Raw genomic sequence first — 25,066 nt, forward strand, 5'->3', positions numbered from 1 at the left:
GAGTGGCCCGAGTCCGAGGGGAAGTACCCGGGCGACGAGAAGGCCGCGGTCGCGATCTTCCAGTGCTACGCGACCACCGCCGGCGTGCTGGTGGAGTTCGGCGAGAACCCGACCGTCACCGACTACCGCAGCGAGGAGACGACTGTCGACGGCCACGACGCATGGATCGTCCAGGCCACCTATCACTTCGAGGACCCCTCGCAGCTCCAGGACACGAGCGCCTCGATCGTCACCGCGATCGTGGTCGACACCGACGACGGCCCGCAGGCCGTCGCCTCCGACGTCGCCGCCGACGTCCCCGAGCACGCCGACGCCCTCGACCAGATCATCAAGAGCCTCAAGGTCGTCTGATCCCCGGAGCCGCCCCGTGCACCCGTCGTCCCCTCCCTCCTCGTCCCCCTCGTCCTCGTCCGCTCCCTCCTCGTCCGCTTCCCCCTCCGGCCGGTCCGGCTCGCGTCGCGCCGTCACCGCGGGGGCGGTCTCGTTCCTCGCGGTGTTCGTGCTCATCGTGGGCGGGACGCTCGGGGTGAGGGCGGCGCTCGGCGGCTCGGACCAGCCGACGCCGAGCCCGTCGGCCGGCTCCTCGGACGGCGGCGGCTCGCAGAGCCCGAGCGCCTCGGCCTCCGTGGTGCCCGAGCGCTGCTGGAACAGCCCGGACGAGTCGAAGCGGACCTCTCAGAACTCGGGCAGCACGCTGCGCGGCGGCGGCCTCGAGTTCACCGCGCCCGACGGCTTCGACCAGCGGCAGACGTCCACTCCCCTGCCCTTCAGCGAGGACACCCAGATGGCGCTGGCCACGGTCGAGCGCAACTGGTACTCCACGATCACCGTCGGGAAGCTGCGGTGGCAGGACGGCGTGGAGTACCCCGGCGCCGAGGTGGCGTCCGGGCGTCTCATGGACTGTCTGCTGTCCAACAGCGGGATCTGGGGCGGGACCTCGCAGCGCACGCTCGAGCACCGCAGCACCACCAAGGTCACGATCGACGGCATGGAGGGCTTCAGGACCACCGGGGACCTGATGTTCGGCCAGTCCGACCTCGAGAAGGTGACGGGCGAGAAGATCACGATGATCGTCGTGGACACGCCCCAGGGGCCGAGCTTCTTCGCCTCGGAGGCCGCGATCGACGTCGACGAGCACGTGAAGGCCGCGCAGGAGGCCGAGGACTCCCTCGCCGGGGTCGGCTAGAGGCTCGACGAGAGGGTCAGGAACGGGATCAGACGATCGCGGAGGCCAGGCGGCAGGTGTTGTCCAGGATCTGCCTCCAGAAGGGGCGGGTGCGCCACTCCTCGAGGGTCAGCTCGCGACTGCGCGAGCGGTAGACGTCCTCCACCTCGTGCATCTTCTCCATGAAGTCCGTGCCGCCCACCATGAGCGAGCTCTCCATGTCCAGCAGGAACGAGCGGATGTCCATGTTGGAGGAGCCCAGCACCGTCACCGAGTCGTCGACCGTGACGTGCTTGGCGTGCAGGATCTTCGGCGCCTCGTAGCGCTGGATGCGCACGCCGGCCTCGAGGAGCGCCGTGTAGTAGGAGCACTGGGCGTGGTCGACGAGGAACTGATCGCCCTTCTCGGAGACGAACAGCTCGACCTCGACGCCGCGCTTGGCGGCCGTGACCAGGGCGTACAGCATCGACTCGTCGGGCACGAAGTAGGGGCTGACGGCGGTGATGCGCTTCTCGGCGCTGTAGAAGAGCTGGTTGAACAGCAGCAGGTTGTTCTCGAGCACGAAGCCGGGTCCGCTGGGCACGATCTGGCACTCGTAGGTGCCGGAGGTGTCCGGGGAGGGACGGACCACCTGGTCCTCGGGAATCGACTCGCCGGACTCGAGGTACCAGTCGGTCCCGAACAGCAGGTTGACCTCGGAGACGATCGGACCGCGCAGGCGGATCATCGTCTCCTGCCAGCGCACACCCTCGCGCGCCCCCTTCGCGCTCGCGTAGGCCGAGTCGATGAGGTTCTGGCTGCCCATCCAGCCGACCTCGCCGTCGACGATCAGCAGCTTGCGATGGTTGCGCAGGTCGGGTCGCTGCAGGGCGCCGTCGCGCAGCGGCTTGATCGGCATCATCGGGTAGTGCTCGATGCCGTGGGCGTCCAGCAGGCGCCGCATCGGCCGGTAGACGCTCCAGTACTTCATGGAGCCGTAGTGGTCGTAGAGGAAGCGCACCTTCACGCCGCGGTCGGCGGCCTCGGCGACGGCGTCGAAGAAGGGGCGCGTGGTCTCGTCGAGCCCGGCGATGTAGAAGAGCACGTGGACGGTCTCGCGCGCCGTGCGGATGTCCTCGGCCATACGGCGGATCGAGGCCTCGTACTCGATCTCGAGGTCCGCGGAGTTGTTGCCCGTCAGCGGGTACGCGCCGAGCTCGCGGTTCAGGGCGACGGCGGACTGCAGCCAGCTCGGGCTGTCCTCGTCGAGGTCGCTGTCGGGGATGTCGTGCGCGCGCACCTTCATGAGGCGGTTGACCACGACCTGCTTCCGGCGCCGCTTGCGCGGCAGCTGCGTGTTGCCCAGCAGCAGGAACAGCGGGAAGCCGACGAGCGGGAAGACCATGATCGCCAACAGCCACGCGAAGGCGCTCGCGGGGCGGCGGTTGCGCGGCACCACGAGCACCGCGGTGACGCGCAGGATGATGTCGAGGGCGAAGGCGACGTACGGCGCGACGAGCACGACGTGATCGACGACCCAGGTCCAGGTCTCCACACACCCTCCTCGGGGCCGACGGGCCGGGTCGGCGGGCCGGGCCGGGTCGGCGGGCCGGGCCGGGCCGAAGGGCCCGACCCGTCGGCGCCTCAGATCGTCAGTTGTTGCGCAGGATCGAGAGGATCCGCAGGATCTCGATGTACATCCACACGAGCGTCACGGTGATGCCGAAGGCGCAGCGCCAGGCGTAGCTGCGGTCCACCCCGGCGCGCACGCCGCGCTGGACGTCCTCGAAGTCCATGACCAGGGAGTAGGCGCCCATCGCGACCGCCAGGGCCCCGATCACGAGGCCGAGCCAGCCTTCGCGCAGGTCGATGCCCGCGAACAGCGAGAGTCCGAGGTTCACGAGGACGAAGAGAAGATAGGCAACCATGGCGACCGCGAAGATCTTGGTGAGCAGCGGGGAGGTGCGCAGCACGCCCACGCGGAACAGCACGAGAACTGCGGTCGCGACCGCGAGGGTGCCCACCACCGCCTGCAGGGCGATGCCGTGGAAGCTCTCGTTGAGCAGCCCGCTGATGCCGCCGAGCGCCGCGCCCTCGAGCGCGGCGTAGGCGAGCACGAGCGCCGCCGAGGGCTTCTTCTTGAAGGAGTTCACCATGGCCAGGACGAAGCCGCCGAGGAAGCCGACGACCATCGCACCGGTCGCGATGCCGAACCCCAGGTCCTTGGCCTCGGGGCCGCCGACGACGCCGAGGGCCACGGGCAGCAGGCAGAAGAAGGCGCCGAACACGATCGTGACGCCGAGCGTCGCGGTGATCGCGTTCAGGGCGTCCCGCATGGTCATGCGGCCGGTGTCGTGGCCGGTCGCGGCGGGGCGCGCGTAGAGGGACTCGAGGTCCGGGGCCTGCTGGCCCGGGGCCTGCTGGGTCTGCTGCGTCCCCTGCCCCGTCGCGGGGAAGTCGCTCCTGAAGTCCGGCGAGGCGGCGTACTGGCCCTGGCCCTGCGCGAGGGCCTTGTCCTTGCCGAAGACGATGTTGTGGTGTGCCATGGCGCTCCTCCGATAGTGCGTGATGGCCGGGACGTCCGACGCAGGCGAGGAGGCCCGGGGACGCTTCCGCCCAGCCTACCGGGCGGCGGGGGTGCGCGTCTGGGCGCGGGATGAGTGTTCGCTCCGCGCCGACGGGATGCGTCCACGAGGCGATCGCGCCGGTGTTGCGATTCCTTCACGAACGATCCACCGCTCCTCCGCCCGCGCCCGCCGCGCGCACGCGAGGGTGGATCCCATGTCGACCGCCACCCTCGAGACCCCGCTGCCCGCGAGCACCTCCGCGTCCACGGCTCCTTCCTCGGCGTCTCCTTCCATGGCATCCACGGCGCAGCCCGCAGTGCCCGCCCGCCACCGCCCCCGTCGGACCGCGACGGCGACCTCCCGCCTGCGCGCGATCGACACCAGGGCGCTGGACCTGGGGCCGCAGATGCAGGGCGGGGACTCCTCCTCCGGGCCGGGCACGGACGTCGCCCGGCGGCCGGAGCGCGCCGCGGATCGCTCCGAGCGCACCGAGCACGCCGTGCGCTCGCTCTCGCTGCGCGAGCTCGTCACCGGCGCGGGCACGGCGGCGGGCGCGTGGACCCTCGCCGCCCACCTGGGCCTGCTGGGCACGGCGGGCGGCGTCTTCCTCATCTCGCTGGTCTCGACGACGGGCGTCGCCCTCGTCGCGGACTCCCTCACCGGTGCGCGGCGCATGCTCGTGCGGGTCGTGGGCGGCGCCCGTCGGCGCCGCGCCCATCGTCGGCGCATCGAGCGGGCGACGAGCCGGGACGGCGGCATCCGCGGCTGACCCGGGGCACCTCCGGTGGAGGGTCTGGCACGCTGTGCGCATGGACACGATCGATGCCGCAGGAGAGACCTTCACCGTGCGCCGGGCGCGTGCGGAGGACGTGCCGGCGCTCGTCGCGCTGCTGGCCGACGACGTGATCGGCTCCGGACGCGAGCAGGAGGACCTCGCCCCGTATCTCGCGGCCTTCGCGGAGATCGACGCCGACCCGCGACAGTTCCTCGCCGTGGTGGAGGACGCCTCCGGCGGTGTCTGCGGGACACTCCAACTCACCCTGGTCCCGGGTCTGTCCCGACGGGGCTCCACCCGCGTGCAGATCGAGGCGGTGCGACTGGCCGGCGCGACCAGGGGGCGCGGTCTCGGGACGGCCCTCTTCGCCTGGGCCCACGAGTACGGCCGCCACCACGGGGCGGCCCTCGCAGAGCTCACCACCGACAAGAGCCGCGTCGACGCGCATCGGTTCTACGACCGTCTCGGCTACCGCGCGAGCCACGAGGGGTACAAGCTCGCGCTGTGAGGGGACCGCGACGACGGCGGCGACGAGGGCGATGAGGGCGACGGCCCGCGGCTCACACCGCCGAGCTGACCATCTCCCGGAAGCGCCGCAGCCGGGCGTCCTCGCTCTCGAAGAAGTCCTTCGGCGGGCCGTCGAGCAGCACCTTCCCGTCCTCGAGGAACACGACCTTGTCGGCCACGCGCTGGGCGAAGGCGAGCGAGTGGGTGACGACCACGAGCGTGCGGTCCTCGCGGGCGAGGTCGGCGAGGACCGCGACGACCTCCGCCGCGAGCTCCGGATCGAGCGCCGAGGTGGGCTCGTCGAAGAGGAGCACGTCGGGCTCCATGGCGAGCGCACGCGCGATCGCGACGCGCTGCTGCTGCCCGCCCGAGAGACGGTCCGGGTAGGCGTCGGCCTTCGCGCCGAGTCCCACCTTCTCCAGCAGCTCCCGGCCCCGGGCCTCGGCCTTCGCCTTCGGCACGCCCTCCGTGTGGATCGGCGCGAGGGTCACGTTGCCCAGGGCCGTGAGGTGCGGGAACAGGTTGAACTGCTGGAACACCATGGTCGAGCGGGAGCGGACCGAGCGCACGGTGCGCGCGCCCAGGCGTCCGCCCAGGCGGATCGGTCCGTCGCCGAAGTCGATCGAGCCCGCGTCGGGCCGCTCGAGCAGGTTGATGCAGCGCAGCAGGGTCGACTTGCCCGACCCCGAGGGGCCCAGCAGCACCGTGGTGCCGCGGCGCGGGATGTCGAGGTCCACGTCATCGAGCGCGGTGAGGGAGCCGAAGGTCTTGCGGACGCCGCGCAGACGCAGCGACTCCAGCAGCGAGGGACCTCGCGCCCCCGCCGGTTCGTTCTCAGCTGGTGCGGACATGGGCGGACACCTTCTTCTCGAGGACCATCTGGAGCAGACTCAGCAGCGAGACCATCACCAGGTAGATGAGCGCGACCAGGGTGTACATCGCCATCGGCTGGAAGTTCGCGGCGGCGATCTGGCGGCCCACCTGGAAGAGGTCGGTGATCGTGATCGCGAAGACGAGGCTCGTGCCCTTCACCAGGTCGATGAAGTCGTTCATGAGCGGCGGCAGGGCGATGCGGAACGCCTGCGGCGCGACCACCTTGGAGAACGTGGTGCGACGCGAGAGGTTCAGCGTCTGCGCCGCCTCGAACTGGCCGCGCGGGATCGAGAGGATCGAGGCGCGCACGGCCTCCGAGGCGTAGGCGCCCGTGTTGAGCGCGAGCGTGACCACGGCGGCGGTCATCGCAGGCAGCACGATGCCGAGGTTCGGCAGGCCGAAGAAGACGATGAACAGCTGCACGACCATCGGCGTGCCGCGGAAGATCCACACGTACAGCCACGGGATCACCTTGAGCGGACCGGGGAGGTACAGCCTGCCCAGCGCCGTGATCACCGCGAGCACCATGGCGATCGCGAAGGAGATGAGCGAGAGCGGGACGGTGACCTCGAGGGCCGCGAGCAGCAGCCGCGGGAGGTTGTCCGCCCACATCTGGAGCGTGTCCATGGTGCCCCGATCAGCCCTTCGGGGTGAGGTCCTGGCCCACCCACTTCTCGAAGATCTTCTTCAGGGACCCGTCGGACTTCATGCCGTCGAGGATCTCGTCGATCTTCTTCTGCAGCGGCTCCTGGCCCTTGGGCATGATGACCCCGACCTCGGAGTCGTCCGGGAGCTCGTCATCCAGGAGGCGGAACTTCTTGTCGGGGTTCTCCTTCTGGTACGTCTGGAAGGAGACCAGGTCGTTGCCGGTCGCATCGACGCGGCCCTGGGTGAGCAGCTCGATGGCCTCGGCGAAGCCCTGGACGGGCACGATCTCGGCGCCGAGCTTCTCCATCTGGGCGGCCCAGTTGCTCGTCGCGGACTGCGCGGCGCGCTTGCCCTTCAGATCGTCGAAGGACTCGATCTTCGAGTCCTCCGGCACGGCGACACGGCCGATGGAGCGGGCGTAGGGCTCGGAGAACAGGTACGACTTCTCGCGCTCGGGCGTGATGCCCACGTTGTTCACGACGATGTCGAACTTGTCGACGTCCAGGCCGGCGATGAGCGAGTCCCACTCGGTCTCGACGTACTTCGGCGTCGCCCCGAGGCCCTTCGCGATCGCGTCCGCGATGTCCTTCTCGAAGCCGACCAGGTCGCCCTTGTCGTCGTGGTACGCGTAGGGGCGGTAGGTGCCCTCGAGGCCGATGCGTATGGACTTGCCGGACTGGATGCGCTCGAGGAGGTCCTCGTCGGCCGCCTTCCCACCGCCGTCGGAGGAGACCGAGCCGTCCTCGCCGCGGGTCTGCGAGGGGCCGCAGGCGGCGAGCAGAGCGGCCAGGCCCAGGCCGCCGCCTGCGGTGAGCAGCGTGCGGCGCGTGGTGAAGGACGAGCGGAGAGCTCGGGGCGGGAGCGGACGGTTCATGGCGGACCTCCTGGTCAGCGCGGGGAAGATGCGATGGGGCGAATGGATGGGGCGTGCGGGAGCCCGAGGCTCAGCGGGCGGCGGCGAGGGCCTGGTCGAGATCGGCGATGAGGTCGCGGACGTCCTCGATGCCGACGGACAGGCGCAGCAGCTCGTCGCTGATGCCCGCGACCTCGCGGGCCTCCGGGGTCATGGCCTCATGGGTCATCGAGGCGGGGTGGCAGATGAGGGACTCGACCCCGCCGAGGCTCACCGCGAAGGCGGGGATCTGCAGCGCCGTCAGGAACCGCACGCGGTCCACGGCGGGATCGAGCTCGAAGGAGAGCACCGCGCCGGGGCCCGTGGCCTGCGAGGCCTGGATGGCGGCCTCCTCCTCGCTGCGGGAACCGGGCGTGAGGACGGCGGCGATCGCGTCGTGGCCGCGCAGGTGCTCGGCGATCGCGACGGCGCTGGCCTGCTGGCGCTCGAGGCGCAGCGGAAGCGTCTTCACGTCCTGGATGAGGCGGTAGGAGTCGAAGGGAGAGAGCACGGCGCCGTAGGCCTTCTGGGCCAGGCCGATGCAGTCGGCCAGGGCGTCGTCGCGCGTGGTGACCACGCCGGCGAGGAGGTCGGAGTGCCCGGCGAGGTACTTCGTGGCCGACTGCACGACGAGATCGGCTCCCAGGTCCAGGGGACGCTGCAGGACCGGGGTCATGAACGTGTTGTCGACGACCACGAGGGCGCCGTGGGCATGGGCGAGCTCGACGATGCGGCGCAGGTCGGTCACGCGCAGGGTCGGGTTCGCGGGGGTCTCGATGAACACCATGCGGGTGCTCTCGGAGAAGGAGTCGTCGTCGAGCTCGCCGAGGTCGTCCACGAAGCGGTGGCCGAGGCCCTGCTGCGGGAAGTACTCGGTGACCAGGCGGTACGTGCCGCCGTAGACGCTCGCCGAGAGGATGACCTCGTCACCCGCGCCGAGCAGGGAGAAGGCCGCGGAGGTCGCGGCCATGCCGGTCGCGAAGGCGAAGGCGCGGCCGCCGCCCTCGATCGCGGAGAGCACCTGCTCGAGCTGGGCGCGCGTGGGGTTCCCGCCGCGCTGGTAGGAGAAGGTGCCGTCGGACGTCGCCGGGTCCAGCTCGAAGGTCGACGCGAAGTGGACCGGCGGGACGACGGCCCCGTGCTCCTGCTCGTTCTCGCGCAGCGCCTGGACGGCGACGGTCTGGATGTGCACCACGGAAACCTCCTGGGACGGGCGAGGGCGCTCCGCCGGGGCGGCGGGGCGACGCAGTGCCCATCCTAGAGCCGTGGGTTTTGACCGTCATAACGGGAGTTAGGGGGATTACGTCGCGCGGCCCGGGCCCAGGTCAGGAGGCCGGCCGCGCAGCACCACCGCGCGGCATCACCGCACGGCATCGCCGTGCGGCATCGCCGCACGGCACCGGGCCCGGGGGCGGGGCGGGGAGAGGGACGCATCGGCGGATCGATGTCACGCACCGGCGTATAGCGGCGCTCTCTGCCATATATGGCAGAGAGCGCCGCTATATGCCGCTCGGTGACACCGTCGGCCGGGTGGAAACCCGCCGGGCGGAACCCCTCCGTCGGCCTCCGGCGATCGACCCGCGAGGATCAGCCGACGGCGACGGGTCGCGCAGCGCGCGACCGCGCGGGGACCCCGTCCTCCGTCTCGGCCGCGGCCTCGACATCGCCCGCGGCCTCGACATCGGCCCCGGCCTCGAGCCCGTCCTCCTCGTCGATCGCCTCGATGGCGCCGGTGGTGGTGAACTCGGTGCCGCGCAGCATCTCCAGGCGGCGCCGGGCGCGCACCCGCAGGGCCACGAGGGTCGCGGTGACCATCGCGAAGCCCGTGATCGCGAGCACGAGCGCGACGACCATGGTGGAGCGGTAGCCGAAGCCCGCGGCGATCACGGCGCCGCCCAGGCCCGCACCGAGTGCGTTGGCGACGTTGAAGGCGGCGTGGTTGAGCGAGGCGCCGAGCACCTCGGAGCGCCGCGCGATGCCGATGAGCCAGGTCTGCATGGCCGGGTTCAGGGACGCGTTGGCGAGGTTCACCAGAAAGAACGCGACCATCAGGGCGACCAGGTTGGTGTGGGCGACGGCGAACAGCAGCACGAGCGCGAGGATGAAGCCGGGGAAGCCGACCATGAGCGTGCGCTGCAGGGAGCGGTCGGCGCCCGCGCCGCCCACGACGTTGCCGATCGTCATGCCGAGGCCCGCGGCCACGAGCACCCACGGCACGGCGCTCTCGGGGGCGCCGGTCACCTGGGTGGTGATGTCGGAGACGTAGCTGAACACGGCGAAGGAGCCGGCGAAGCCGACGGCGGCGATGCCCATGACGATCCACAGCTGCACGCGGCGCAGGGCGACGAGCTCGTCGACCATGCGGCGGCCGATGGGCTTCTCGTGGGCGGGGATGGTGGCCCGCAGCGCGAGCACGGTGGCGATGAAGACCCCGGTCAGCACCAGGTAGACGGCGCGCCAGCCGGCGGCCTGGCCGATGGCGGTGAGCACGGGGACGCCCAGCAGGTTCGCGACCGTGAGGCCGGAGAGGGCGAGCGCGACGCCCTTGCCCTGGCTGCCGGGGCCCATCAGGGAGGCGGCGAGCAGGGAGGCCACGCCGAAGTAGGCGCCGTGAGGGATGCCCGCGAGGAAGCGGGCGGCGACGGTCAGCTCGAAGGTGGGCATGGCCGCGGAGAGCAGGGTGCCCAGGGCGAGCGCGCCGGCGAGCGCGACGATCATCGACGAGCGGCTCCAGCGCACCGAGAGCAGCGCGAGGATCGGGGCGCCGACGACGACGCCGAGCGCGTAGGCGGAGATCGCGATCCCGGCCCGGGCGATGCCGGTCTCGGGATCGGAGGCCATGAGGTCGGGCAGCAGGCCGTGGGCGATCCCGGGCAGCAGGCCCATGGAGACGAACTCGGAGCCGCCGATGCCGAAGCCGCCCAGCGCCAGGGCGAACAGGGCGAGCCGACGGCGAGCCGGGCTGATCTGGTCGGACGCCGCGGGGGCGGTGGTGACAGTGGTCATGGGGAGTACCTCGAAGTGCGTGCGGGTGGAGCGGTGATCGCTGGCAGCGGCGGCCGGTGAGGGCTGTGGCCGCTGATCGATGGGGCGGTTGCGGACGGGCTCCATCACCCGGGGCACAAGAATAAGCAAACGCTGTTGCGTTACGTCAAGGGGTCGGGCCGGATCCGGTGCCCTGATCCGCATCACACCCCGCGTGGGAGGATGAAGAGGTGAGACCGAGCACCCCACTGGACCGCGTCGCGGGCGCGCACGACGCCGCGGTGCTCGCGGTCGCCCGCCGCGGCGAGCCGGTCTCCCGCGCCGATCTCGCCGAGGCGCTCGGGGTCACGCCGCAGGCCATCTCCAAGATCCTGGGTCGACTCATGGAGCGCGGGCTGATGGCGGGCGCCGGCTCGATCATCTCCGGCCCGGGCAAGCCGACGACCCTCTACCGGATCGTGCCCTCGTCCCGCCGGGCGATCGGCCTGCACCTCACCCGCACGCGCGTGCGGGGCGTGGTCGCGGACCTCACCGGCGAGGTCGTCGCCCACCGCGAGATCGAGATCGGGCACCGCCAGCCCGTCCCCGAGCTCATCGAGACCCTCGCCGCGCAGGCCCGCGAGCTGTCAGGCCTCGGGGAGGGCCTGCTGCTGGGCGTGGGCGTCGGCATGCCCGGGCCCGTCGACGTCGCGGGCGGCGTCTACCGGGGGACGTCGGCCCCCGATCCGTGGCGCGGCGCGGAGATCCGCCGGATGCTCGTCGAGGCGCTCGGCATGCCCGTGCTGCTGGACCACGACTCGCGCGCGGCGATCGTGGGCGAGACCTGGTCCCAGCCCGGGCTGCTGCGCAACGCCGCCCTGGTGCTCGTCGAGGACGGGCTCGGGGCGAGCCTGAGCCTCGACGGGACGATCGTGCGCGGCGCCCACTCGCACTCTGGCGAGGTGGGGCACACGGTGGTGCGGATGGACGGCGTGGCCTGCGAGTGCGGGAGGCGGGGCTGCGCGCAGGCCGAGTTCATGGCGTCCCTCGAGCGGGGCGACGTCGCCGACGCGGCGCGCGTGCTCGCCACCATCGTGCTGGACCTGGTGCGCCTGGTGGACGTGGACCGCGTGGTGCTCGGCGGTCGCACCGTGTACACGCACCACGAGCCGATGATGGAGGCGATCCGCGGCGCCCTCGAGGAGGGTCTGCGCGAGGAGCCGTGGGTGCACGTGGAGGTCATGCTCTCCACGCGCGGCACAGACCTCATCGCCGTGGGCGCGGCCTGCGAGGTGCTCGAGCACGAGTACGGCCTGCCGACGGCGCTCGTCGGCCCCGAGTGAGCTGAGCGGGCCCGCCCGTCAGACCTCGCGCGGGCCGAACACGGCCGAGCCGAGGCGCACGATGGTCGAGCCCTCCTCGACGGCGATCTCGAGGTCCGCGCTCATGCCCATCGAGAGCTCGACGAGGGCGGGGTCGGCGAGCTCCTCGCGCAGGGTGCGCAGCCGGCGGAGGGAGGCGCGCACCGCGGTCTCCTCGCGCGTGTGCGCGCCGATCGTCATCAGGCCGACGGGGCGCAGGGCGCTCGTGGCGCGGATCCGGCCGACGGCCTCGGCGATGGTGTCGGCATCCGGGGCGAAGCCGCCCTTCGACTCCTCCCCTGAGGTGTTGACCTGGACGAGCACGTCGCGCTCGACATCGGCGAGCTCGGCGCGGCGGGCGAGGGCGTCGATGATCTCGGGGCGGTCGACGCTGTGGATCAGGGAGGCGAAGGCGACGACGTCGCGGGCCTTGTTGCGCTGCAGGCGGCCGATGAAGTGGCGCGGCACCGCGAGCTCGGACTCGAGGGCGGCGAGCGCGGGATCCTCGTGGGTGACGATCTCCTGGGCGCGGTTCTCCCCCACCGCGACGCGGCGACCACGGCTGTGCAGGGCACGGACGGCGCCCGCGATCTCGGGGGCGGAGCGGGTCTTGGTGGCCAGCAGCACGAGGATCTCGCGGGGGTCGCGGCCCGCGCGCTCGGCGGCGGCGTCCAGGCGTGCGAGGACGGCGTCGAGGCGTGCGTCGAGCCGCGCATCGAGGCGCTCGTCGGGATGAGCCGCGGACGGGGAGAGCGGGGAGGTCATACCGCGTATTCTCCCAGCCTCCCGCCGTCTCTCGCGCTGAGCTCCTCCCCCAGGCGCTCGGCGAGGGTGGGACGCATGGTCACCCGGGGGACGGAGGCCGGGGCGAGGGCTGCGAGCCGCCGGGCGTCCTCCTCGCCCACGGGCTGCAGGACGTTGAGGTGCACGCTCGCCGCCTCGTCGAGGTGCAGCCGCGTGAAGCGGACCGTCACATCGCCCGCGCGCGGGAGGTGGAAGACCTGGTCGCGGGCGCCGTTCCGGGTGAGGTCGTGGCGCTGCCAGAGCTCGTCGAAGCGCTCGGAGCTCGTGCGCATGCGCTCCACGAGGCCCGTCCAGCTCGGGTCGTCGAGATGGGACGGCATGGCTGCGCGCAGGCGCGCGACCATGCGCGCGGTGGTCGCCTCCCAGTCGTCGTAGGCGGAGCGCCAGACGGGGTCGAGGAACGCGCGGACCATGCAGCTGCGGTCCTCGAGCGGACCCTCGTCGATGTCGGTGATGAGGAACCGGTAGGTCGCGTTCGCGGCGAGGATGTCGAACTTCGCGGTCTGGATGCAGGCGGGGACGCCCTCGAAGCGGGCGAGCAGCTCCACGTGGTCGGCGGTGACCACGCTGCATCCGGCGGGGTCGCCGGCGTCGTCCGGCCGGGAGCCGGTGGCGAGCAGGTGCAGGTGCGCGCGCTCGTCGGGGTCCAGCAGCAGGGCCCGGGCGAGGGCGTCGAGGACCTGCGTGGACGGGGTGATGTCGCGCCCCTGCTCGAGCCAGGTGTACCAGGTCACGCCGATGCCCGAGAGCATGGCGACCTCTTCGCGGCGCAGCCCGGGCGTGCGGCGGCGCCCGCCCGGAGGCAGGCCCACACGATCCGGGGTCAGGCGCTCGCGGCGACTGCGCAGGAAGCCCGCGAGCTCGGCGCGAGCGGACGCGGAGGCGGACGCGGACGCGGAAGCACCGGAGCCGGACGACGCGACGGTCGATCGGGCGGTCGACGGGGCAGTCGACGAGGCGGAGGCTGAACGGGAGGCGAGCACCATGGGTACCAGGATAAAGGGCATCTGGATACCTGGATAGAGGGGGTGTCAGATGGACCCATGTCATGCAGCACCGCTTCCGCATCGCACGCCGCCGCCGTGGCGGACTCCCCCGCCGCCCCGGACGTCCCGGCACCGCCGGAGTCGACGGAGCCGACGAGCCCGCCGCTCGGCGCGGGCGGCGTCGTGCTGCTCGCCGCCGCCATCACCGGCAACCTGATCTTCGGCTCCTCGACCCTCGCCCTCCCCGCCCTCGAGGACGGCCTGGGTCTGACCGCCTCGACCGGCACGCTCGTGGTCGCCCTGTTCTCCGTGGGCTTCGCCTCCTCGCTCGTCCTCGGCGGACGCCTGGGCGATGCCTGGGGCAGGCGCCGGATGCTGCAGATCGCCCTGGCGGCCCTGGTCCCCGCGTCCCTGCTGGTCGCGCTCGCGCCGGGCGCGGGCGTGCTGCTCGTGGGCCGGGTGCTGCAGGGCGTCGCGAGCGGCCTCGCGCTGCCGCAGGTGCTCTCGACGATCCAGCACACGACCGTCGGCCGCTCCCGGGCGCGCTGGACGGGCGCGTACGCCTCCGTGATCGGCGGCGGCACCGCGATCGGCCAGATCGGCGCCGGAGCGCTCGTCGCCGCGGACCCGTGGGGCGCGGGGTGGCGCCTCGCCTTCGGCTTCGTGGCCCTCGTCGCCGCTCTGGCCCTGTTCGCCGCGCGTGCGATCCCTGAGACCTCCTCGAGCCGGGTGAGCCGGCTCGACCCGCTCGGCGCGCTGCTGCTGGGCGCCGCCATCGCGGCGATCGTGCTGCCGCTCGGCGCGGGCTCGCTGCTGGCGACGTCGGCCGTGGTCTCGCTCCTGGTGCTCGCGGCCGTGCTGCTCGCCGCCTTCGCCCTGTGGCAGCGTCACCGCACGGACGCCCACGCCCTCGTGCCGCTCTCGGCGCTGCGCGTGCGCCCCCTGCAGCTCGGACTGGCCCTGACGCTCGTGTTCTTCGCGAGCTACGGCGGCTTCGTCTACTACTTCTCCACCACGCTGCAGACCGGCCTGCACCTGGGCGCGCTGACCACGGCGATCGTGCTCACCGTCTTCGCCGCCGGGTTCGTCGTCACCAGCGCGATGCTGCCCGCGCTCGTCGCCCGCTGGACGCCGCGGCACGTGATGCTCGCGGGCGTCGCGGGCCAGGCCGTCATGCTCGCGGCGACCGCGGCGATCGTCGTGGGAAGCGACGGGCACCCGTCGCTCGTGCTGCTGTGCCTCGTGCTCGTGGTGCTCGGCGTCGCGCAGGCCGCGATGTACGGGCCGCTGATCGGCAGCGTCATGGGCGCGGTCAGCCACGACCTCGCGGGGCTCGCGAGCGGCCTGTTCTCGACGCTCCAGCAGGTGGGCATCGCCCTCGGGGTGCCCGTCTTCGGCCTGGTGCTGGGCGCGCTGCCGACCTACCCTGCGCTCGCCGTCGCCGCCTGCATCGGCGTGCAGATCCTCTTCGCCGCCGTGTTCGCGGTGCTCGTCACCGCGCTCGGTCGGGCGACGAATCGGGGCTCCTCGCTGACGGCATCGAAGCAGCGGATCGAGCGATGAGCGTCGCGTTCCTCCCTCAGGGCAGCTCTCGGGCACGGCGCGGTCAGGTGGCCTTGATCGACGACGACCACTGCTGTTCTCGAGCGACCCGATAGCGAGTCCAGAGCGTGTACGACCATCAAGGCGTTGACGGAAGATGACTGCCTGCCGGCGGCACTATGTGCACTTCCGGACGAAGAGAGAATTGGCCCCCGCATCAGAGCTGTCCGCTGTCGCGTACACAAGAGTGACGTTACCCATCCGGTCTCGAAGCCCGACCTGCTCGATGCCTGTCTCATAATGAGCGAAATCAAGAAAGAACCGCGTCAAGGATGGCGCAGACAGATACGTGTAGCCGTCACCTCGGAACCAAGACGCCATTGCATGAGACTCCCTCGGGGCAGCAGAGGACCCGTGAAACATGCCCCGTTCGCGACCGAGACCGCATTCGCGGAACACGTGAGGTTGAAGCGATCCGCAGGAGATCACCCGCCGGCGACCGCGCCGTCCGCGGAGAAACCGCGTCCAAGACAACCCACAAGACCACCCCAGAGGACTCAAAGAATGCCCGTCAGAGGATCCTGCGGGTCAACCCCGACGCTTAGTGGAAGATGACGTCATTCAGACGAGGCGTCTCACGCACAACGCGGTGAACGCCCTCATTTGTCTTGGCTCCAGTACGCGCGACGCAAGCTCACATCGTGCCTTTTCCACAGGACGATCAGTTCCGCCACGCTGGTCGCTGCGATGCCGCACGGTCCCCCGATGAGAAAAAGAATCTGCGCCCAGAGGGGAAAGGGCGACTCCCAGCCGCCACTGATGTCGCGGACGAAGCCGATGCCGAGCGAGTAGATGCAAAGAGCGAGTGTCAGAACGGCCGGATATGCAGGGTGGGCGTCGTGAACTCTAAACATGTGACGAAGGACCGCCGGAATACCCCAGACAGTCCAGGCGCTCATGAACCACATGACCGCAAGCAGCAGCGCCAACATCGCAATTCCGAGGAGCAGGCCTACTGCGTCTCCTGTCGACTGCACAGAAGAAGAAGGCGCGACAGCGAGGCGCGGAGACAGGTCTGCGGCGAAGATAATTCCTACGACCAATATCGCCGAGATCACGAGGGTGCGCCCGGGCTCCAACATTGCGCGGTAGATCGCGCGCCGCTCACCTCGAACTGCGATCAAAGGAAGCACGACGAATCCAAGCAGCAGGAGGACCGGTATCACGACGGCCGTCTCGACAGCTGAGGCCAGCATGCCCTCGAACCAGCCGGACCAGTCGTCGTAGTCATCGAACCAACGACTTCCCGCCCACAGCGCAAGCGCCCAGGAGAGCCAACCGCGAAGACGGACCGCCCAGGTGAGTGTCTCCGAATCGACGACCGCCGGCTTGCGCGGGCTCAGGAAGGCCCTGCATCGGTGCCCAGCACGAACCCATAGACGCACTGCGACAATCCCAAGAGTCAATAAGACACCGAGGACCCTTTCCATCGATCCTCTTCTCTCGTACGAACTCAACGCGGCCACAGCAGTCTTCCCCAGTCACCCGGGAGCCACCGCACCAGGGCGGGAGCCGTCCACGTGCCCCCAGCGGGACTCGAACCCGCACTGAGCCGCTTTTAAGGCGGCTGCCTCTGCCGATTGGGCTATGGGGGCGTGCTGGTGACAAGCCTATGCTGGACGTGCCATGGCCGACTCCCTCCGTTCCCTCGCGGACTCCCTGCGCCGCTTCGACGACCAGCGCCTCGAGCGCCTGCTGAGCGCACGCCCGGATCTGCTGCACCCGCTCCCCCACGGACTCGGCGCCCTCGCGGCGCGCGCCACCGGCTCGCTGTCGGCCCGTCGGGCCCTCGGCACCCTCACCGCCGCCGAGCTCGCCGTCGTCGATGCCCTCGCGGTCCTGGGCGACGGCGCCTCCCCGCCGCAGATCGCTGCGCTGCTCGACGCGCCGAACACACCGCTGGCGGCGCACCTGGAGCACCTGCGCACCATCGCCCTGCTGTGGGGCGAGGACGAGCTGCGCCTGGTGCGGGCCGTGCGCGAAGGTCTGCGGTCCCCCGCAGGGCTCGCGCCCGTGCACGCCGAGGACCCGTCGGCCGACGAGGCCCGCGCCCTCCTCGATCGCGCCCCTGCAGAGCTCGGGCCAGCGCTGGACCGTCTGCGCTGGGCCCCCGGACGCCTCGAGGTCGGCACCGGGGACCTGGCGGACCGGCTGCTCGCGGCGGGCATCGCCGTCGCGGACGGCTCCGCCCTGCGCATCCCGCGCAGCGTGCACCTCGCGCTGCGCGGCGGACGCCTCCTCGCATCCTTCCCGCAGGATCCCCCGGACCCCGGCGGGGCCGAGATCCGCGAGCGCATCCCGGGGACGCGCACAGCGGGCGCGGTCGAGCGCGCCCTGGACGCCGTGCGCGTCCTGGACAGCGTGCTCGGCTGGGACGACGAGACCGCGCCCGGAGTGCTGCGCCGCGGCGGCCTCCCCCAGCGCGACCTGCGACGACTCGCCGCGGACGCGGGCATCCAGGAGGTCACAGCGGCGACGATCCTGCAGTCGGGCTGGCTCGCCGGGCTCCTCGGGCACGACGGCGAGACCTGGGCGCCCACGGCCGACTGGGCCGAGCTGTGGCAGCACGGCCCTGAGCACCGCTGGGCGGAGCTGGCTCTGGCCTGGGCGCACGGCGACCACCTCGCCGTCGCGGCCGGCGAGGCCGATGCGACAGGCACCCCGCGCGCACTGCTCTCCGAGGCCACACGCATCGACCAGGCCGCCGCGCGCCGTGCGCGCCTGCTGCGGGTCCTCGCCGCGCACCCCGGCCGCGACCTTCCCGAGCACGGTCTGCACGCGGCGCTCGCCTGGTGGCATCCGCTGGTGCCCGCGCGCACTCTCGCGCGGGACGTGAGCGCCGTGCTGCACGAGGGAGCGACCCTCGGACTCCTGGACGGCGGCGCGCTCACCGTGCTCGGCGAGACGCTCGTCGAGGTGCTCGGGGCCGACCTGCCCACGGCCGACGCCCGACTCACCGAGGCGCTCGTCGCCCTCGCCCCGGCACCGGTCGACGAGGTGCTGCTGGGCGCGGACCTCACGATCGTCGTGCCCGGACGACCGAGCCCGCGGCTCGCCGCCCTCGAGACGTGGACCGAGGTGGTCTCCCGCGGCGGCGCGCTGACCCTGCGCGCGACGCCCGCGTCCGTGCGCGGCGCCCTCCAGGAGGGACGGGACGCCGAAGAGCTGCTGGGGCTCCTGCGCGAGGCCTCGCGCACGCAGATCCCGCAGGCCCTCGAGTACCTGGTGCACGACGAGCAGCGACGGCTGGGACAGGTGCACGTCGGCCCCGCCCGCGCCTACGTGACCGGCGAGGAGGACGCGATCGCCCTGCTGCTCGCCCAGCCCGGCGCCGCAAGCGCTGGACTGCAGCGCCTCGCGCCGACGGTCGCGATCGCGGCGTGCGAGCCGCGCATGCTGCTGCGCCTGGCGTCGGCCGCGGGCCTCTCTCCTCTGGCCGACGGTGACGCGGGCGCGCCGGCGGCGCGCCCGGGAGCGCGGGGCCCGGCCGCCGGGGCGGCTGCGAGGAGGAGCGGCGGCGAGGCCGTCGAGCAGCTGGTGCGCGCGCCCGCGACGCCCGGCCCGTCGGCCCTCCTCGAGCCGGCGGAGGCCGTCGCGCGGCTGCGACGTGCGGAGTCCGGGGAGGGCGCGCCGAGCACGGTGGACCTGCTGCTGGAGGCGTCGGCCGCCGGAAGGATCGTGAGCCTGGGGATCGTGGACGGACGCGGCGGCATCGAGCGCGTCGACGCCGTGCCGCTGGGCGTGGAGGACGGCCGACTCCGAGCGCGCGCGGCGTCCGACGGCGAGGAGTTCACGGTGCTGGTGCAGAGGGTGACGCTGGACTGAGACGGCACGCGCGGCATGGGTCGACGGGCCGCTCCGCTGCCCTGCGCACGCACGTCACGCCGGTTCATGGGGACTTATCCCCATGGTCGAACACGTCTTCGATTGCCTATGCTTCCCTACGGCGCCGCAGATCGTGGATCGCCGCGACAGCAACGACGACCCGGCACCTCCTCGCCGGACCGACGAAGGGACCCGACCATGACCAGCCCGAACCCCAACTTCAGTGCTCCCGTCCCCGGTGGGCAGGGATTCGTTCCCGGGGCGCCGGTGAGCAAGACCAAGTGGATCGTCCAGCTGGTCGTCTGCGCCGTCACCACCGTGCTGTGCAGCCCGCTGCAGCTCGTCTCCACGATCATCGCGATCGTCGGCCTCGTGAAGGCGGGGTCGGACGTCGAGAGCGCGAACAAGCTCTACAAGGTGACCTGGATCGTCTACGCGATCATCTGGGTCATCGCGATCATCGTCTGGGTCATCCTCATCGCGACGGGCGCGCTGGGCGCCATCCTGGACAGCTCGTCCACGTCGTACTGAGGTTCCGTCGTGCCCGTGAGCATCGGCTCACGGGCACCGCATGAAGGAGGCCCGGACCGTACGGTCCGGGCCTCCTTCATGCGGTGACGGGATCAGCCGTCCTGGCGGGTCTCCGTGAGGTCGCCCGACCACTCGACGTGGTAGGTGCCCTCGTCGTCCACGCGCTTGTAGGTGTGGGCGCCGAAGTAGTCGCGCTGGGCCTGCACCAGGGCGGCGGGCAGGCGCTCGGCGCGCACTGCGTCGTAGTACGCGAGCGAGGAGGCGAACACCGGGGCCGGGAAGCCGTTGGCGGCGGCGTAGGCGACCACGCGGCGCCACGCGGGCACGCACTTGGTGATCTCCTCGGTGAAGTACGGGTCCGCCAGCAGCAGCTTCAGGCTGGGCTCGCGGTCGTACGCCTCGGTGATGCGGTTGAGGAACTTGGCGCGGATGATGCAGCCGCCGCGCCAGATCTTCGCCATGTCGCCGAGCTTGATGTCCCAGTCGTAGGTCTCGGCGCCCTTGGCGATCTCCTCGAAGCCCTGCGAGTAGGCGACGAGCTTGGAGGCGTAGAGCGCCTTCTGCAGGTCGTCGATGAACTGGGCCTTGTCGGCGATCTCCTCGTCGAGGGTCTCGCCCTTGAGGGTCGCGCGGGCGGCCTCGCGCTCGGCGGCGTCGCCGGAGATGGAGCGCGCGAAGGTGGCCTCGGCGATGCCGGTGACCGGGACGCCCAGGTCGAGGGCGGTCTGCACGGTCCAGGCGCCGGTGCCCTTCTGGGCGGCCTGGTCGAGGATGACGTCCACGAAGGCCTGGCCGGTGCGCGAGTCCTTGTGCTTGAGGACGATCGCGGTGATCTCGATGAGGAAGGACTCGAGGTCGCCCTTGTTCCACTCGGCGAAGACGTCGCCGATGGCGTCGGCGTCCATGCCCAGCGCGCGCTTCATGAGGTCGTAGGCCTCGGAGATGACCTGCATGTCGGCGTACTCGATGCCGTTGTGGACCATCTTCACGAAGTGGCCGGCGCCGTCCGCGCCCACGTGCGTGCAGCACGGGACGCCGTCGACGTGCGCGGAGATCTTCTCGAACATCGGGCCGAGGCGGTCGTAGGACTCGACGGTGCCGCCGGGCATGATCGAGGGGCCGTTGAGCGCGCCCTCCTCGCCGCCGGAGACGCCCGCGCCCACGAAGTGCAGGCCCTTCTCGCGCAGCGCGTGCTCCCGACGACGGGTGTCGGTGAACAGTGCGTTGCCGCAGTCCACGATGATGTCGCCCTCGTCCATGTACTGGGAGAGCTCGTCGATGACGGCGTCGGTGGGGCCGCCGGCCTTCACCATGATGATCGCCACGCGCGGCTTCTGCAGGGAGTTGACGAAGTCCTCGGTGGACTCGGAGGGGAAGAACTCGCCCTCGTCCTTGTAGTTGTCGTACACGGTCTCGGTCTTGGCGACCGAGCGGTTGTGGATCGCGACCTTGAAGCCGTTGCGCGCGAGGTTGCGGGCGAGGTTGGACCCCATCACCGCCATGCCGGTCACGCCGATGTCGGCGACGTTCGCGGGCGAAGGTTCGAAGCTGGCCATGGATGTGCTCCTTGCATCGAGTGCGGGCTGCCGGCGTGCGGCAGGACCGCGCGTCCGGGGGCGGCGCGAAACGGTCCCCGGGCATGACCCGAGGGCACCTGCGCCTGCCGTCGCGCCCATTGTAAGGACGCCGCGCGTCCGCTGCGGTGCCGTGCCAGGGCTTGCCGTGACCGGCGGCACGCGCCGCGCCGACCTCCGTCGGCCCCTCCGACCGACGAACGAGGGGCGACGATCACGCGGCCACCCGGTAGCGTCGTGCCTGCACGACGAGACCGGACGACCCCGGACGACCCTGGACGACGACCCCTGACCCCCACATCGCGGACAGCTATCGGCCACCGGTCGGCCCCGCAGCACCGAGGAGAAGCACCGCCATGAGCAGCATCCCCCCGTACCCCGGCAGCGACAGCGCCGGCCGCCCCGAGGACGGCAGCAGCGCGAACCCGGGCGCCTGGAGCGCCCCGCAGCAGGCGCAGGGCTCCCCCGCGCAGTACGGCCAGGCCTCGCCTTACGACCAGCCCGGTCAGCAGGATCAGCAGGACCAGCCCGGTCAGAAGTTCCCGGCGGGCCCGCAGACGCAGCCCGCCGCCGCGTCCGGCCCCGCCCCGGGCACCGACCTGGGGTCTGATCTCGGCTCCTCGGTCAGCTGGATGTGGTCGGCGTTCGCGCGCAACGTCGCCGCGTTCCTCGTGCCGGCGATCATCTGGTCCGTGGCGGTGTTCGTCATCGTCGGCGTCGCGGTGACGATCGCGATCATCGTGATGGTCGGGATGATGCAGGACGCCCCGACCTCCTCCGACGAAGTGCCGGCGGGGGCGCTGGTCGCCCTGTACGGCATCACCCTCGCGTCCGTTCCCTTCGCGTGGATCATCGCGCTGCTCTGGCAGTCGGGCGCCGTGCGGGCGGCGGAGACCGTCCGCACCGGGGGCAGGCCCGTCCTCGGCGGGTCCTTCGTCGGCCCCGGCCGCGTCATCCTCACCGCTCTGCTGGTCGGGATCATGGTCGGGATCGGCACGCTCATCCTGGTGATCCCCGGCCTGGTCCTCGGCGTGTTCAGCTTCTACGCGCTCCCTGCAGCCGCGCGCGGCGCGAGCCCCGTGCAGGCGATCAAGGAGAGCTTCTCGCTGGTGAAGAACAACTTCGGGCTGACCGTGCTCGCCTACGTGATCACGATGGCGGCCTCGAGCATCGCCGGCTCGATCGTCATCGGCTCGATCCTCCTGCTCCCGCTGCTCGTGCTCTTCCAGTTCGGCCTCTACGAGCGCGTGAACGGCCGTCGGCTCACGGAGCCGGTGCGGGCATGACGGCCCAGCCCCCTCCCCCGCAGGATCCGGGTCCGCAGAATCCGGGCCCTCCATACCCGCAGCACCCGCAGACACAGGGCGGGTCGGCGCCGCGCGGCGACCTCGGCGCCGACCTCGGCGCGGCGCTGACGTTCATGGGCACCGGCGTCGTGCGGAACTGGCGCTCGCTGGTGCTCCCCGCCGTGATCTACGGAGCGATCGCGCTGGCGCTGGACATCCTCTCCGCCCTCGCGGGCGACGACGACTCCACGGGACTGCTCGAGCTCCAGGGCGTCGCCGACGTGGTCCCCGACTGGATCCCGATCGCGCTCGCTCCCGCACAGCTGCTGCTGGCCGTCGCATATCTCGTGATCCAGCTCCTGTGGACCGCGGGAACCCTGCGCTTCGGCGTCGACGTGCTGCGCGGGGACCGCCAGGAACCCACGCGCTACTTCGCGGGCGACGGCCGCGTCATCCTCACGATCATCATCTGCGGCGTGCTCACCGCCGTCGGCTTCGTGCTGTGCGTGATCCCGGGGCTGGTCGCCATGGTCCTGCTCCTGTTCGCGCCGGCCGCCACTGCGCGGGGCACCGAGGTCGCGATCGGCGACGGCTCCCGCGCCGCGAGCGCACGCCTGGGCACCACGATCCTCGCGTGCCTCCTGGTCATCGTCGCGTCCTCGCTCGGCACCTGGCTGAACGTGCTGGACATCGTGATCACGCCGTTCACCTCGCTGTTCCTGCTGGGCCTGTTCGAGCGGATCGAGGGACGCGCACTCCCGCGCTGAGGCACCCGAGCCGTCGGCCCGGCGGCGAGGGGCGAGGGCGAGGGGCCAAGGGCGAATCGCGAGATCCCGGCTGCTCGGCCCCGCCGCCCGAGCACGTGAGACGTCCGACGGAGCCCGCTCGGCGACCGCGCACCCGGCGTACCCTCGCTCGGGTGACCGACGGCCCTCTCATCGTCCAGAGCGACAAGTCCCTCCTGCTGGAGGTCGACCACCCCTCCGCGGCGCTCGCCCGCGCGGCGATCGCGCCCTTCGCGGAGCTCGAGCGCGCACCCGAGCACATCCACACCTACCGGATCACCGACCTGGGCCTGTGGAACGCGCGCGCCGCCGGGTACGACGCGGAGACCGTGGTCGCCGCGCTCGTGGACCATTCCCGCTACCCCGTCCCGCATTCGCTGCTCGTGGACGTCGCGGACACCATGGACCGCTACGGCCGGCTCCAGCTGCAGGCCGATCCCGCGCACGGCCTCGTCCTGCGCGCCCTGGACCGGGCCGTGCTCACCGAGGTCTCCCGCTCGAAGCGGGTCGCGGGGATGCTCGGCGCCCGCATCGACGAGGACACGATCGCCGTCCATCCCTCCGAGCGCGGCGCGCTCAAGCAGGCGCTGCTGCGACTGGGCTGGCCCGCCGAGGACCTCGCCGGGTACGTCGACGGCGAGTCCCATCCGATCTCCCTGGTCGAGGACGGCTGGACCCTGCGTCAGTACCAGCGCGAGGCCGTCGACGCCTTCGTCGAGGGCGGCAGCGGGGTCGCGGTGCTCCCCTGCGGCGCCGGCAAGACCCTCGTCGGCGCCGGGGCGATGGCCGCGATGGGCCGCACCACCCTGATCCTGGTGACCTCGACCGTCTCCGCCCGTCAGTGGAAGGCCGAGCTGCTGCGGCGCACCTCGCTCACCGAGAAGGAGATCGGCGAGTACTCGGGCGCCTCCAAGGAGATCCGCCCCGTCACCATCGCCACATACCAGGTGCTCACGATGAAGCGGAAGGGCGTGCATCCGCACCTCGAGCTGGTGAGCGCCCGCGACTGGGGCCTCATCGTCTACGACGAGGTGCACCTGCTGCCCGCGCCCGTGTTCCGGATGACCGCCGATCTCCAGGCCCGTCGGCGTCTGGGCCTCACGGCGACGCTCGTGCGGGAGGACGGCCGCGAGGGCGAGGTGTTCTCCCTCATCGGCCCCAAGCGCTACGACGCCCCCTGGAAGGACATCGAGGCCCAGGGCTACATCGCCCCGGCCGTGTGCACCGAGGTGCGCGTGAGCATGACCCGCGAGGAGCGCATGCTGCATGCGGGGGCCGAGGCCGACGACCGTCACCGCCTCGCCGCCGCCCATCCCGGCAAGCTCGACGTCGTCGAGCGCCTCGCCGCCCGCCACGCCGGCGAGGGGCTGCTCGTGATCGGCCAGTACCTCGACCAGCTCGAGGAGATCGCCGAGCGCCTGGACTGCGACCTCATCACCGGCAAGACCCCCGTGAAGAAGCGCCAGGAGCTCTTCGACGCCTTCCGCGAGGGCCGGATCGACCGGCTCGTGGTCTCCAAGGTCGCGAACTTCTCCATCGACCTCCCCGAGGCGAGCGTCGCCGTCCAGGTCTCCGGCGCCTTCGGCTCCCGCCAGGAGGAGGCCCAGCGGCTCGGGCGTCTGCTGCGACCCAAGGCCGACGGGCGCGAGGCGCACTTCTACACCGTGGTCACACGCGACACCCAGGACCAGGAGTTCGCCGCGCACCGCCAGCGCTTCCTCGCCGAGCAGGGCTATGCGTACTCGATCCTGGACGCCGAGGACCTTCCCGTCGGCTGACACCGCCCGGGACACCGCGGGTGACACCTCGCGCTGCGCCACGCGGGTCCGAGGCCGGGAGGGACGCGGTGACTACAGTGGAAGCTGTCCCGTGCGGCCCCGTGCCGTGCTCGTCCCCGTCTTCCCCGAGGAGCCCGCGATGACCTCCCCCGACGACTCCACCC

At 71.7% G+C, this 25,066-nt stretch carries 21 protein-coding genes, 1 tRNA gene and 1 pseudogene; 11 read left to right on the top strand and 12 right to left on the bottom strand.

Annotated features, from left to right (window positions below; all coding sequences use genetic code 11):
* Both MHY49_RS15685 and MHY49_RS15690 read left to right on the top strand, forming a co-directional pair.
* Positions 1-351: pseudogene (locus tag MHY49_RS15685) on the top strand (hypothetical protein); the annotation flags it as partial.
* 16 nt (positions 352-367) lie between these two features.
* Positions 368-1,186 carry a hypothetical protein gene (locus MHY49_RS15690; RefSeq protein ID WP_239205689.1) on the top strand — a complete coding sequence of 273 codons (819 nt, stop codon included), beginning with the start codon at positions 368-370 and terminating at the stop codon, positions 1,184-1,186.
* Between the two features lie 28 nt (positions 1,187-1,214).
* Here the strand turns inward: MHY49_RS15690 and cls are convergent, their stop codons facing one another.
* The gene (gene cls / locus MHY49_RS15695) at positions 1,215-2,699 is read right to left on the bottom strand and encodes a cardiolipin synthase (RefSeq protein ID WP_239205691.1); all 1,485 of its coding nucleotides are present in this window, start codon (positions 2,697-2,699) and stop codon (positions 1,215-1,217) included.
* 97 nt (positions 2,700-2,796) lie between these two features.
* Positions 2,797-3,690, bottom strand: a complete 894-nt coding sequence (locus tag MHY49_RS15700; RefSeq protein WP_239205693.1) for a Bax inhibitor-1/YccA family protein — start codon at positions 3,688-3,690, stop codon at positions 2,797-2,799.
* A gap of 235 nt (positions 3,691-3,925) precedes the next feature.
* On the opposite strand from MHY49_RS15700, the gene MHY49_RS15705 reads away from it, so the two are divergent.
* Positions 3,926-4,480, top strand: a complete 555-nt coding sequence (locus tag MHY49_RS15705; protein ID WP_239205695.1) for a hypothetical protein — start codon at positions 3,926-3,928, stop codon at positions 4,478-4,480.
* 40 nt (positions 4,481-4,520) lie between these two features.
* A complete protein-coding gene (locus MHY49_RS15710) occupies positions 4,521-4,994 on the top strand; it encodes a GNAT family N-acetyltransferase (RefSeq protein ID WP_239205697.1) in 474 nt (157 codons plus the stop codon).
* A gap of 52 nt (positions 4,995-5,046) precedes the next feature.
* Here MHY49_RS15710 and MHY49_RS15715 read toward each other — a convergent pair whose 3' ends face one another.
* The 5 genes from MHY49_RS15715 to MHY49_RS15735 form a co-directional block, all read right to left on the bottom strand.
* Positions 5,047-5,844, bottom strand: a complete 798-nt coding sequence (locus MHY49_RS15715; protein WP_239205699.1) for an amino acid ABC transporter ATP-binding protein — start codon at positions 5,842-5,844, stop codon at positions 5,047-5,049.
* Positions 5,828-6,493, bottom strand: a complete 666-nt coding sequence (locus tag MHY49_RS15720; RefSeq protein ID WP_239205701.1) for an amino acid ABC transporter permease — start codon at positions 6,491-6,493, stop codon at positions 5,828-5,830. The genes MHY49_RS15715 and MHY49_RS15720 overlap by 17 nt, the downstream gene beginning before the upstream one ends.
* Before the next feature lie 10 nt (positions 6,494-6,503).
* Positions 6,504-7,388, bottom strand: coding sequence for a transporter substrate-binding domain-containing protein (locus tag MHY49_RS15725; RefSeq protein WP_239205703.1), 885 nt, complete (start codon positions 7,386-7,388; stop codon positions 6,504-6,506).
* Positions 7,389-7,458: 70 nt separating this feature from the next.
* A complete protein-coding gene (locus tag MHY49_RS15730) occupies positions 7,459-8,598 on the bottom strand; it encodes a PLP-dependent aspartate aminotransferase family protein (protein ID WP_239205724.1) in 1,140 nt (379 codons plus the stop codon).
* 395 nt (positions 8,599-8,993) lie between these two features.
* Complete coding sequence (locus MHY49_RS15735) at positions 8,994-10,412, bottom strand: MFS transporter (RefSeq protein ID WP_239205705.1); 1,419 nt, start codon at positions 10,410-10,412, stop codon at positions 8,994-8,996.
* Positions 10,413-10,621: 209 nt separating this feature from the next.
* On the opposite strand from MHY49_RS15735, the gene MHY49_RS15740 reads away from it, so the two are divergent.
* Positions 10,622-11,713, top strand: coding sequence for an ROK family transcriptional regulator (locus MHY49_RS15740; protein WP_239205707.1), 1,092 nt, complete (start codon positions 10,622-10,624; stop codon positions 11,711-11,713).
* A gap of 18 nt (positions 11,714-11,731) precedes the next feature.
* On the opposite strand, the gene MHY49_RS15745 is transcribed toward MHY49_RS15740, so the two are convergent.
* Positions 11,732-12,496 carry a YggS family pyridoxal phosphate-dependent enzyme gene (locus MHY49_RS15745; RefSeq protein ID WP_239205709.1) on the bottom strand — a complete coding sequence of 255 codons (765 nt, stop codon included), beginning with the start codon at positions 12,494-12,496 and terminating at the stop codon, positions 11,732-11,734.
* A complete protein-coding gene (locus MHY49_RS15750; protein WP_239205711.1) occupies positions 12,493-13,521 on the bottom strand; it encodes a helix-turn-helix transcriptional regulator in 1,029 nt (342 codons plus the stop codon). The genes MHY49_RS15745 and MHY49_RS15750 overlap by 4 nt, the downstream gene beginning before the upstream one ends.
* Before the next feature lie 57 nt (positions 13,522-13,578).
* On the opposite strand from MHY49_RS15750, the gene MHY49_RS15755 reads away from it, so the two are divergent.
* Entirely contained in the window at positions 13,579-15,084 is a 1,506-nt protein-coding gene (locus MHY49_RS15755; protein ID WP_239205713.1) for an MFS transporter, read from the top strand.
* Positions 15,085-15,722: 638 nt separating this feature from the next.
* Here the strand turns inward: MHY49_RS15755 and MHY49_RS15760 are convergent.
* Together MHY49_RS15760 and MHY49_RS15765 are read right to left on the bottom strand one after the other, a co-directional pair.
* Positions 15,723-16,553 carry a hypothetical protein gene (locus MHY49_RS15760; protein ID WP_239205715.1) on the bottom strand — a complete coding sequence of 277 codons (831 nt, stop codon included), beginning with the start codon at positions 16,551-16,553 and terminating at the stop codon, positions 15,723-15,725.
* Positions 16,554-16,644: 91 nt separating this feature from the next.
* A tRNA-Leu gene (locus MHY49_RS15765) sits at positions 16,645-16,718 on the bottom strand.
* A 31-nt stretch (positions 16,719-16,749) separates the two neighbouring features.
* Here MHY49_RS15765 and MHY49_RS15770 point away from each other — a divergent pair.
* Both MHY49_RS15770 and MHY49_RS15775 read left to right on the top strand, forming a co-directional pair.
* Positions 16,750-18,948: a helicase-associated domain-containing protein gene (locus MHY49_RS15770; RefSeq protein ID WP_239205717.1), complete on the top strand. Its 2,199-nt coding sequence runs from the start codon at positions 16,750-16,752 to the stop codon at positions 18,946-18,948.
* Between the two features lie 198 nt (positions 18,949-19,146).
* Positions 19,147-19,479 carry a hypothetical protein gene (locus tag MHY49_RS15775; protein WP_200503461.1) on the top strand — a complete coding sequence of 111 codons (333 nt, stop codon included), beginning with the start codon at positions 19,147-19,149 and terminating at the stop codon, positions 19,477-19,479.
* 92 nt (positions 19,480-19,571) lie between these two features.
* On the opposite strand, the gene gndA is transcribed toward MHY49_RS15775, so the two are convergent.
* Positions 19,572-21,035 carry an NADP-dependent phosphogluconate dehydrogenase gene (gene gndA / locus MHY49_RS15780; protein WP_239205719.1) on the bottom strand — a complete coding sequence of 488 codons (1,464 nt, stop codon included), beginning with the start codon at positions 21,033-21,035 and terminating at the stop codon, positions 19,572-19,574.
* Between the two features lie 374 nt (positions 21,036-21,409).
* Here gndA and MHY49_RS15785 point away from each other — a divergent pair, with 374 nt between their 5' ends.
* The 3 genes from MHY49_RS15785 to MHY49_RS15795 all read left to right on the top strand — a co-directional run bounded on the left by MHY49_RS15785 (position 21,410) and on the right by MHY49_RS15795 (position 24,902).
* Positions 21,410-22,339, top strand: coding sequence for a hypothetical protein (locus MHY49_RS15785; protein ID WP_239205721.1), 930 nt, complete (start codon positions 21,410-21,412; stop codon positions 22,337-22,339).
* Entirely contained in the window at positions 22,336-23,106 is a 771-nt protein-coding gene (locus tag MHY49_RS15790) for a hypothetical protein (RefSeq protein ID WP_239205722.1), read from the top strand. Before MHY49_RS15785 ends, MHY49_RS15790 begins: the two co-directional genes overlap by 4 nt.
* Before the next feature lie 152 nt (positions 23,107-23,258).
* Positions 23,259-24,902: a DNA repair helicase XPB gene (locus MHY49_RS15795; RefSeq protein ID WP_239205723.1), complete on the top strand. Its 1,644-nt coding sequence runs from the start codon at positions 23,259-23,261 to the stop codon at positions 24,900-24,902.
* Positions 24,903-25,066: the final 164 nt, after the last annotated feature.

Source organism: Brachybacterium sp. ACRRE (genome assembly GCF_022346485.1).
In the GTDB taxonomy this organism is placed as follows: Bacteria; Actinomycetota; Actinomycetes; order Actinomycetales; family Dermabacteraceae; genus Brachybacterium; species Brachybacterium halotolerans.

What these genes read in the sequence shown, in the direction of transcription:
- MHY49_RS15700 (WP_239205693.1), bottom strand. Translation starts at nt 3,690, where the DNA reads ATGGCACACCACAACATCGTCTTCGGCAAGGACAAGGCCCTCGCGCAG.
- MHY49_RS15705 (WP_239205695.1), top strand. Translation starts at nt 3,926, where the DNA reads ATGTCGACCGCCACCCTCGAGACCCCGCTGCCCGCGAGCACCTCCGCG.
- MHY49_RS15710 (WP_239205697.1), top strand. Translation starts at nt 4,521, where the DNA reads ATGGACACGATCGATGCCGCAGGAGAGACCTTCACCGTGCGCCGGGCG.
- MHY49_RS15715 (WP_239205699.1), bottom strand. Translation starts at nt 5,844, where the DNA reads ATGTCCGCACCAGCTGAGAACGAACCGGCGGGGGCGCGAGGTCCCTCG.
- MHY49_RS15720 (WP_239205701.1), bottom strand. Translation starts at nt 6,493, where the DNA reads ATGGACACGCTCCAGATGTGGGCGGACAACCTCCCGCGGCTGCTGCTC.
- MHY49_RS15725 (WP_239205703.1), bottom strand. Translation starts at nt 7,388, where the DNA reads ATGAACCGTCCGCTCCCGCCCCGAGCTCTCCGCTCGTCCTTCACCACG.
- MHY49_RS15735 (WP_239205705.1), bottom strand. Translation starts at nt 10,412, where the DNA reads ATGACCACTGTCACCACCGCCCCCGCGGCGTCCGACCAGATCAGCCCG.
- MHY49_RS15745 (WP_239205709.1), bottom strand. Translation starts at nt 12,496, where the DNA reads ATGACCTCCCCGCTCTCCCCGTCCGCGGCTCATCCCGACGAGCGCCTC.
- MHY49_RS15750 (WP_239205711.1), bottom strand. Translation starts at nt 13,521, where the DNA reads ATGGTGCTCGCCTCCCGTTCAGCCTCCGCCTCGTCGACTGCCCCGTCG.
- MHY49_RS15755 (WP_239205713.1), top strand. Translation starts at nt 13,579, where the DNA reads ATGTCATGCAGCACCGCTTCCGCATCGCACGCCGCCGCCGTGGCGGAC.
- MHY49_RS15760 (WP_239205715.1), bottom strand. Translation starts at nt 16,553, where the DNA reads ATGGAAAGGGTCCTCGGTGTCTTATTGACTCTTGGGATTGTCGCAGTG.
- MHY49_RS15770 (WP_239205717.1), top strand. Translation starts at nt 16,750, where the DNA reads ATGGCCGACTCCCTCCGTTCCCTCGCGGACTCCCTGCGCCGCTTCGAC.
- MHY49_RS15775 (WP_200503461.1), top strand. Translation starts at nt 19,147, where the DNA reads ATGACCAGCCCGAACCCCAACTTCAGTGCTCCCGTCCCCGGTGGGCAG.
- gndA (WP_239205719.1), bottom strand. Translation starts at nt 21,035, where the DNA reads ATGGCCAGCTTCGAACCTTCGCCCGCGAACGTCGCCGACATCGGCGTG.
- MHY49_RS15785 (WP_239205721.1), top strand. Translation starts at nt 21,410, where the DNA reads ATGAGCAGCATCCCCCCGTACCCCGGCAGCGACAGCGCCGGCCGCCCC.
- MHY49_RS15790 (WP_239205722.1), top strand. Translation starts at nt 22,336, where the DNA reads ATGACGGCCCAGCCCCCTCCCCCGCAGGATCCGGGTCCGCAGAATCCG.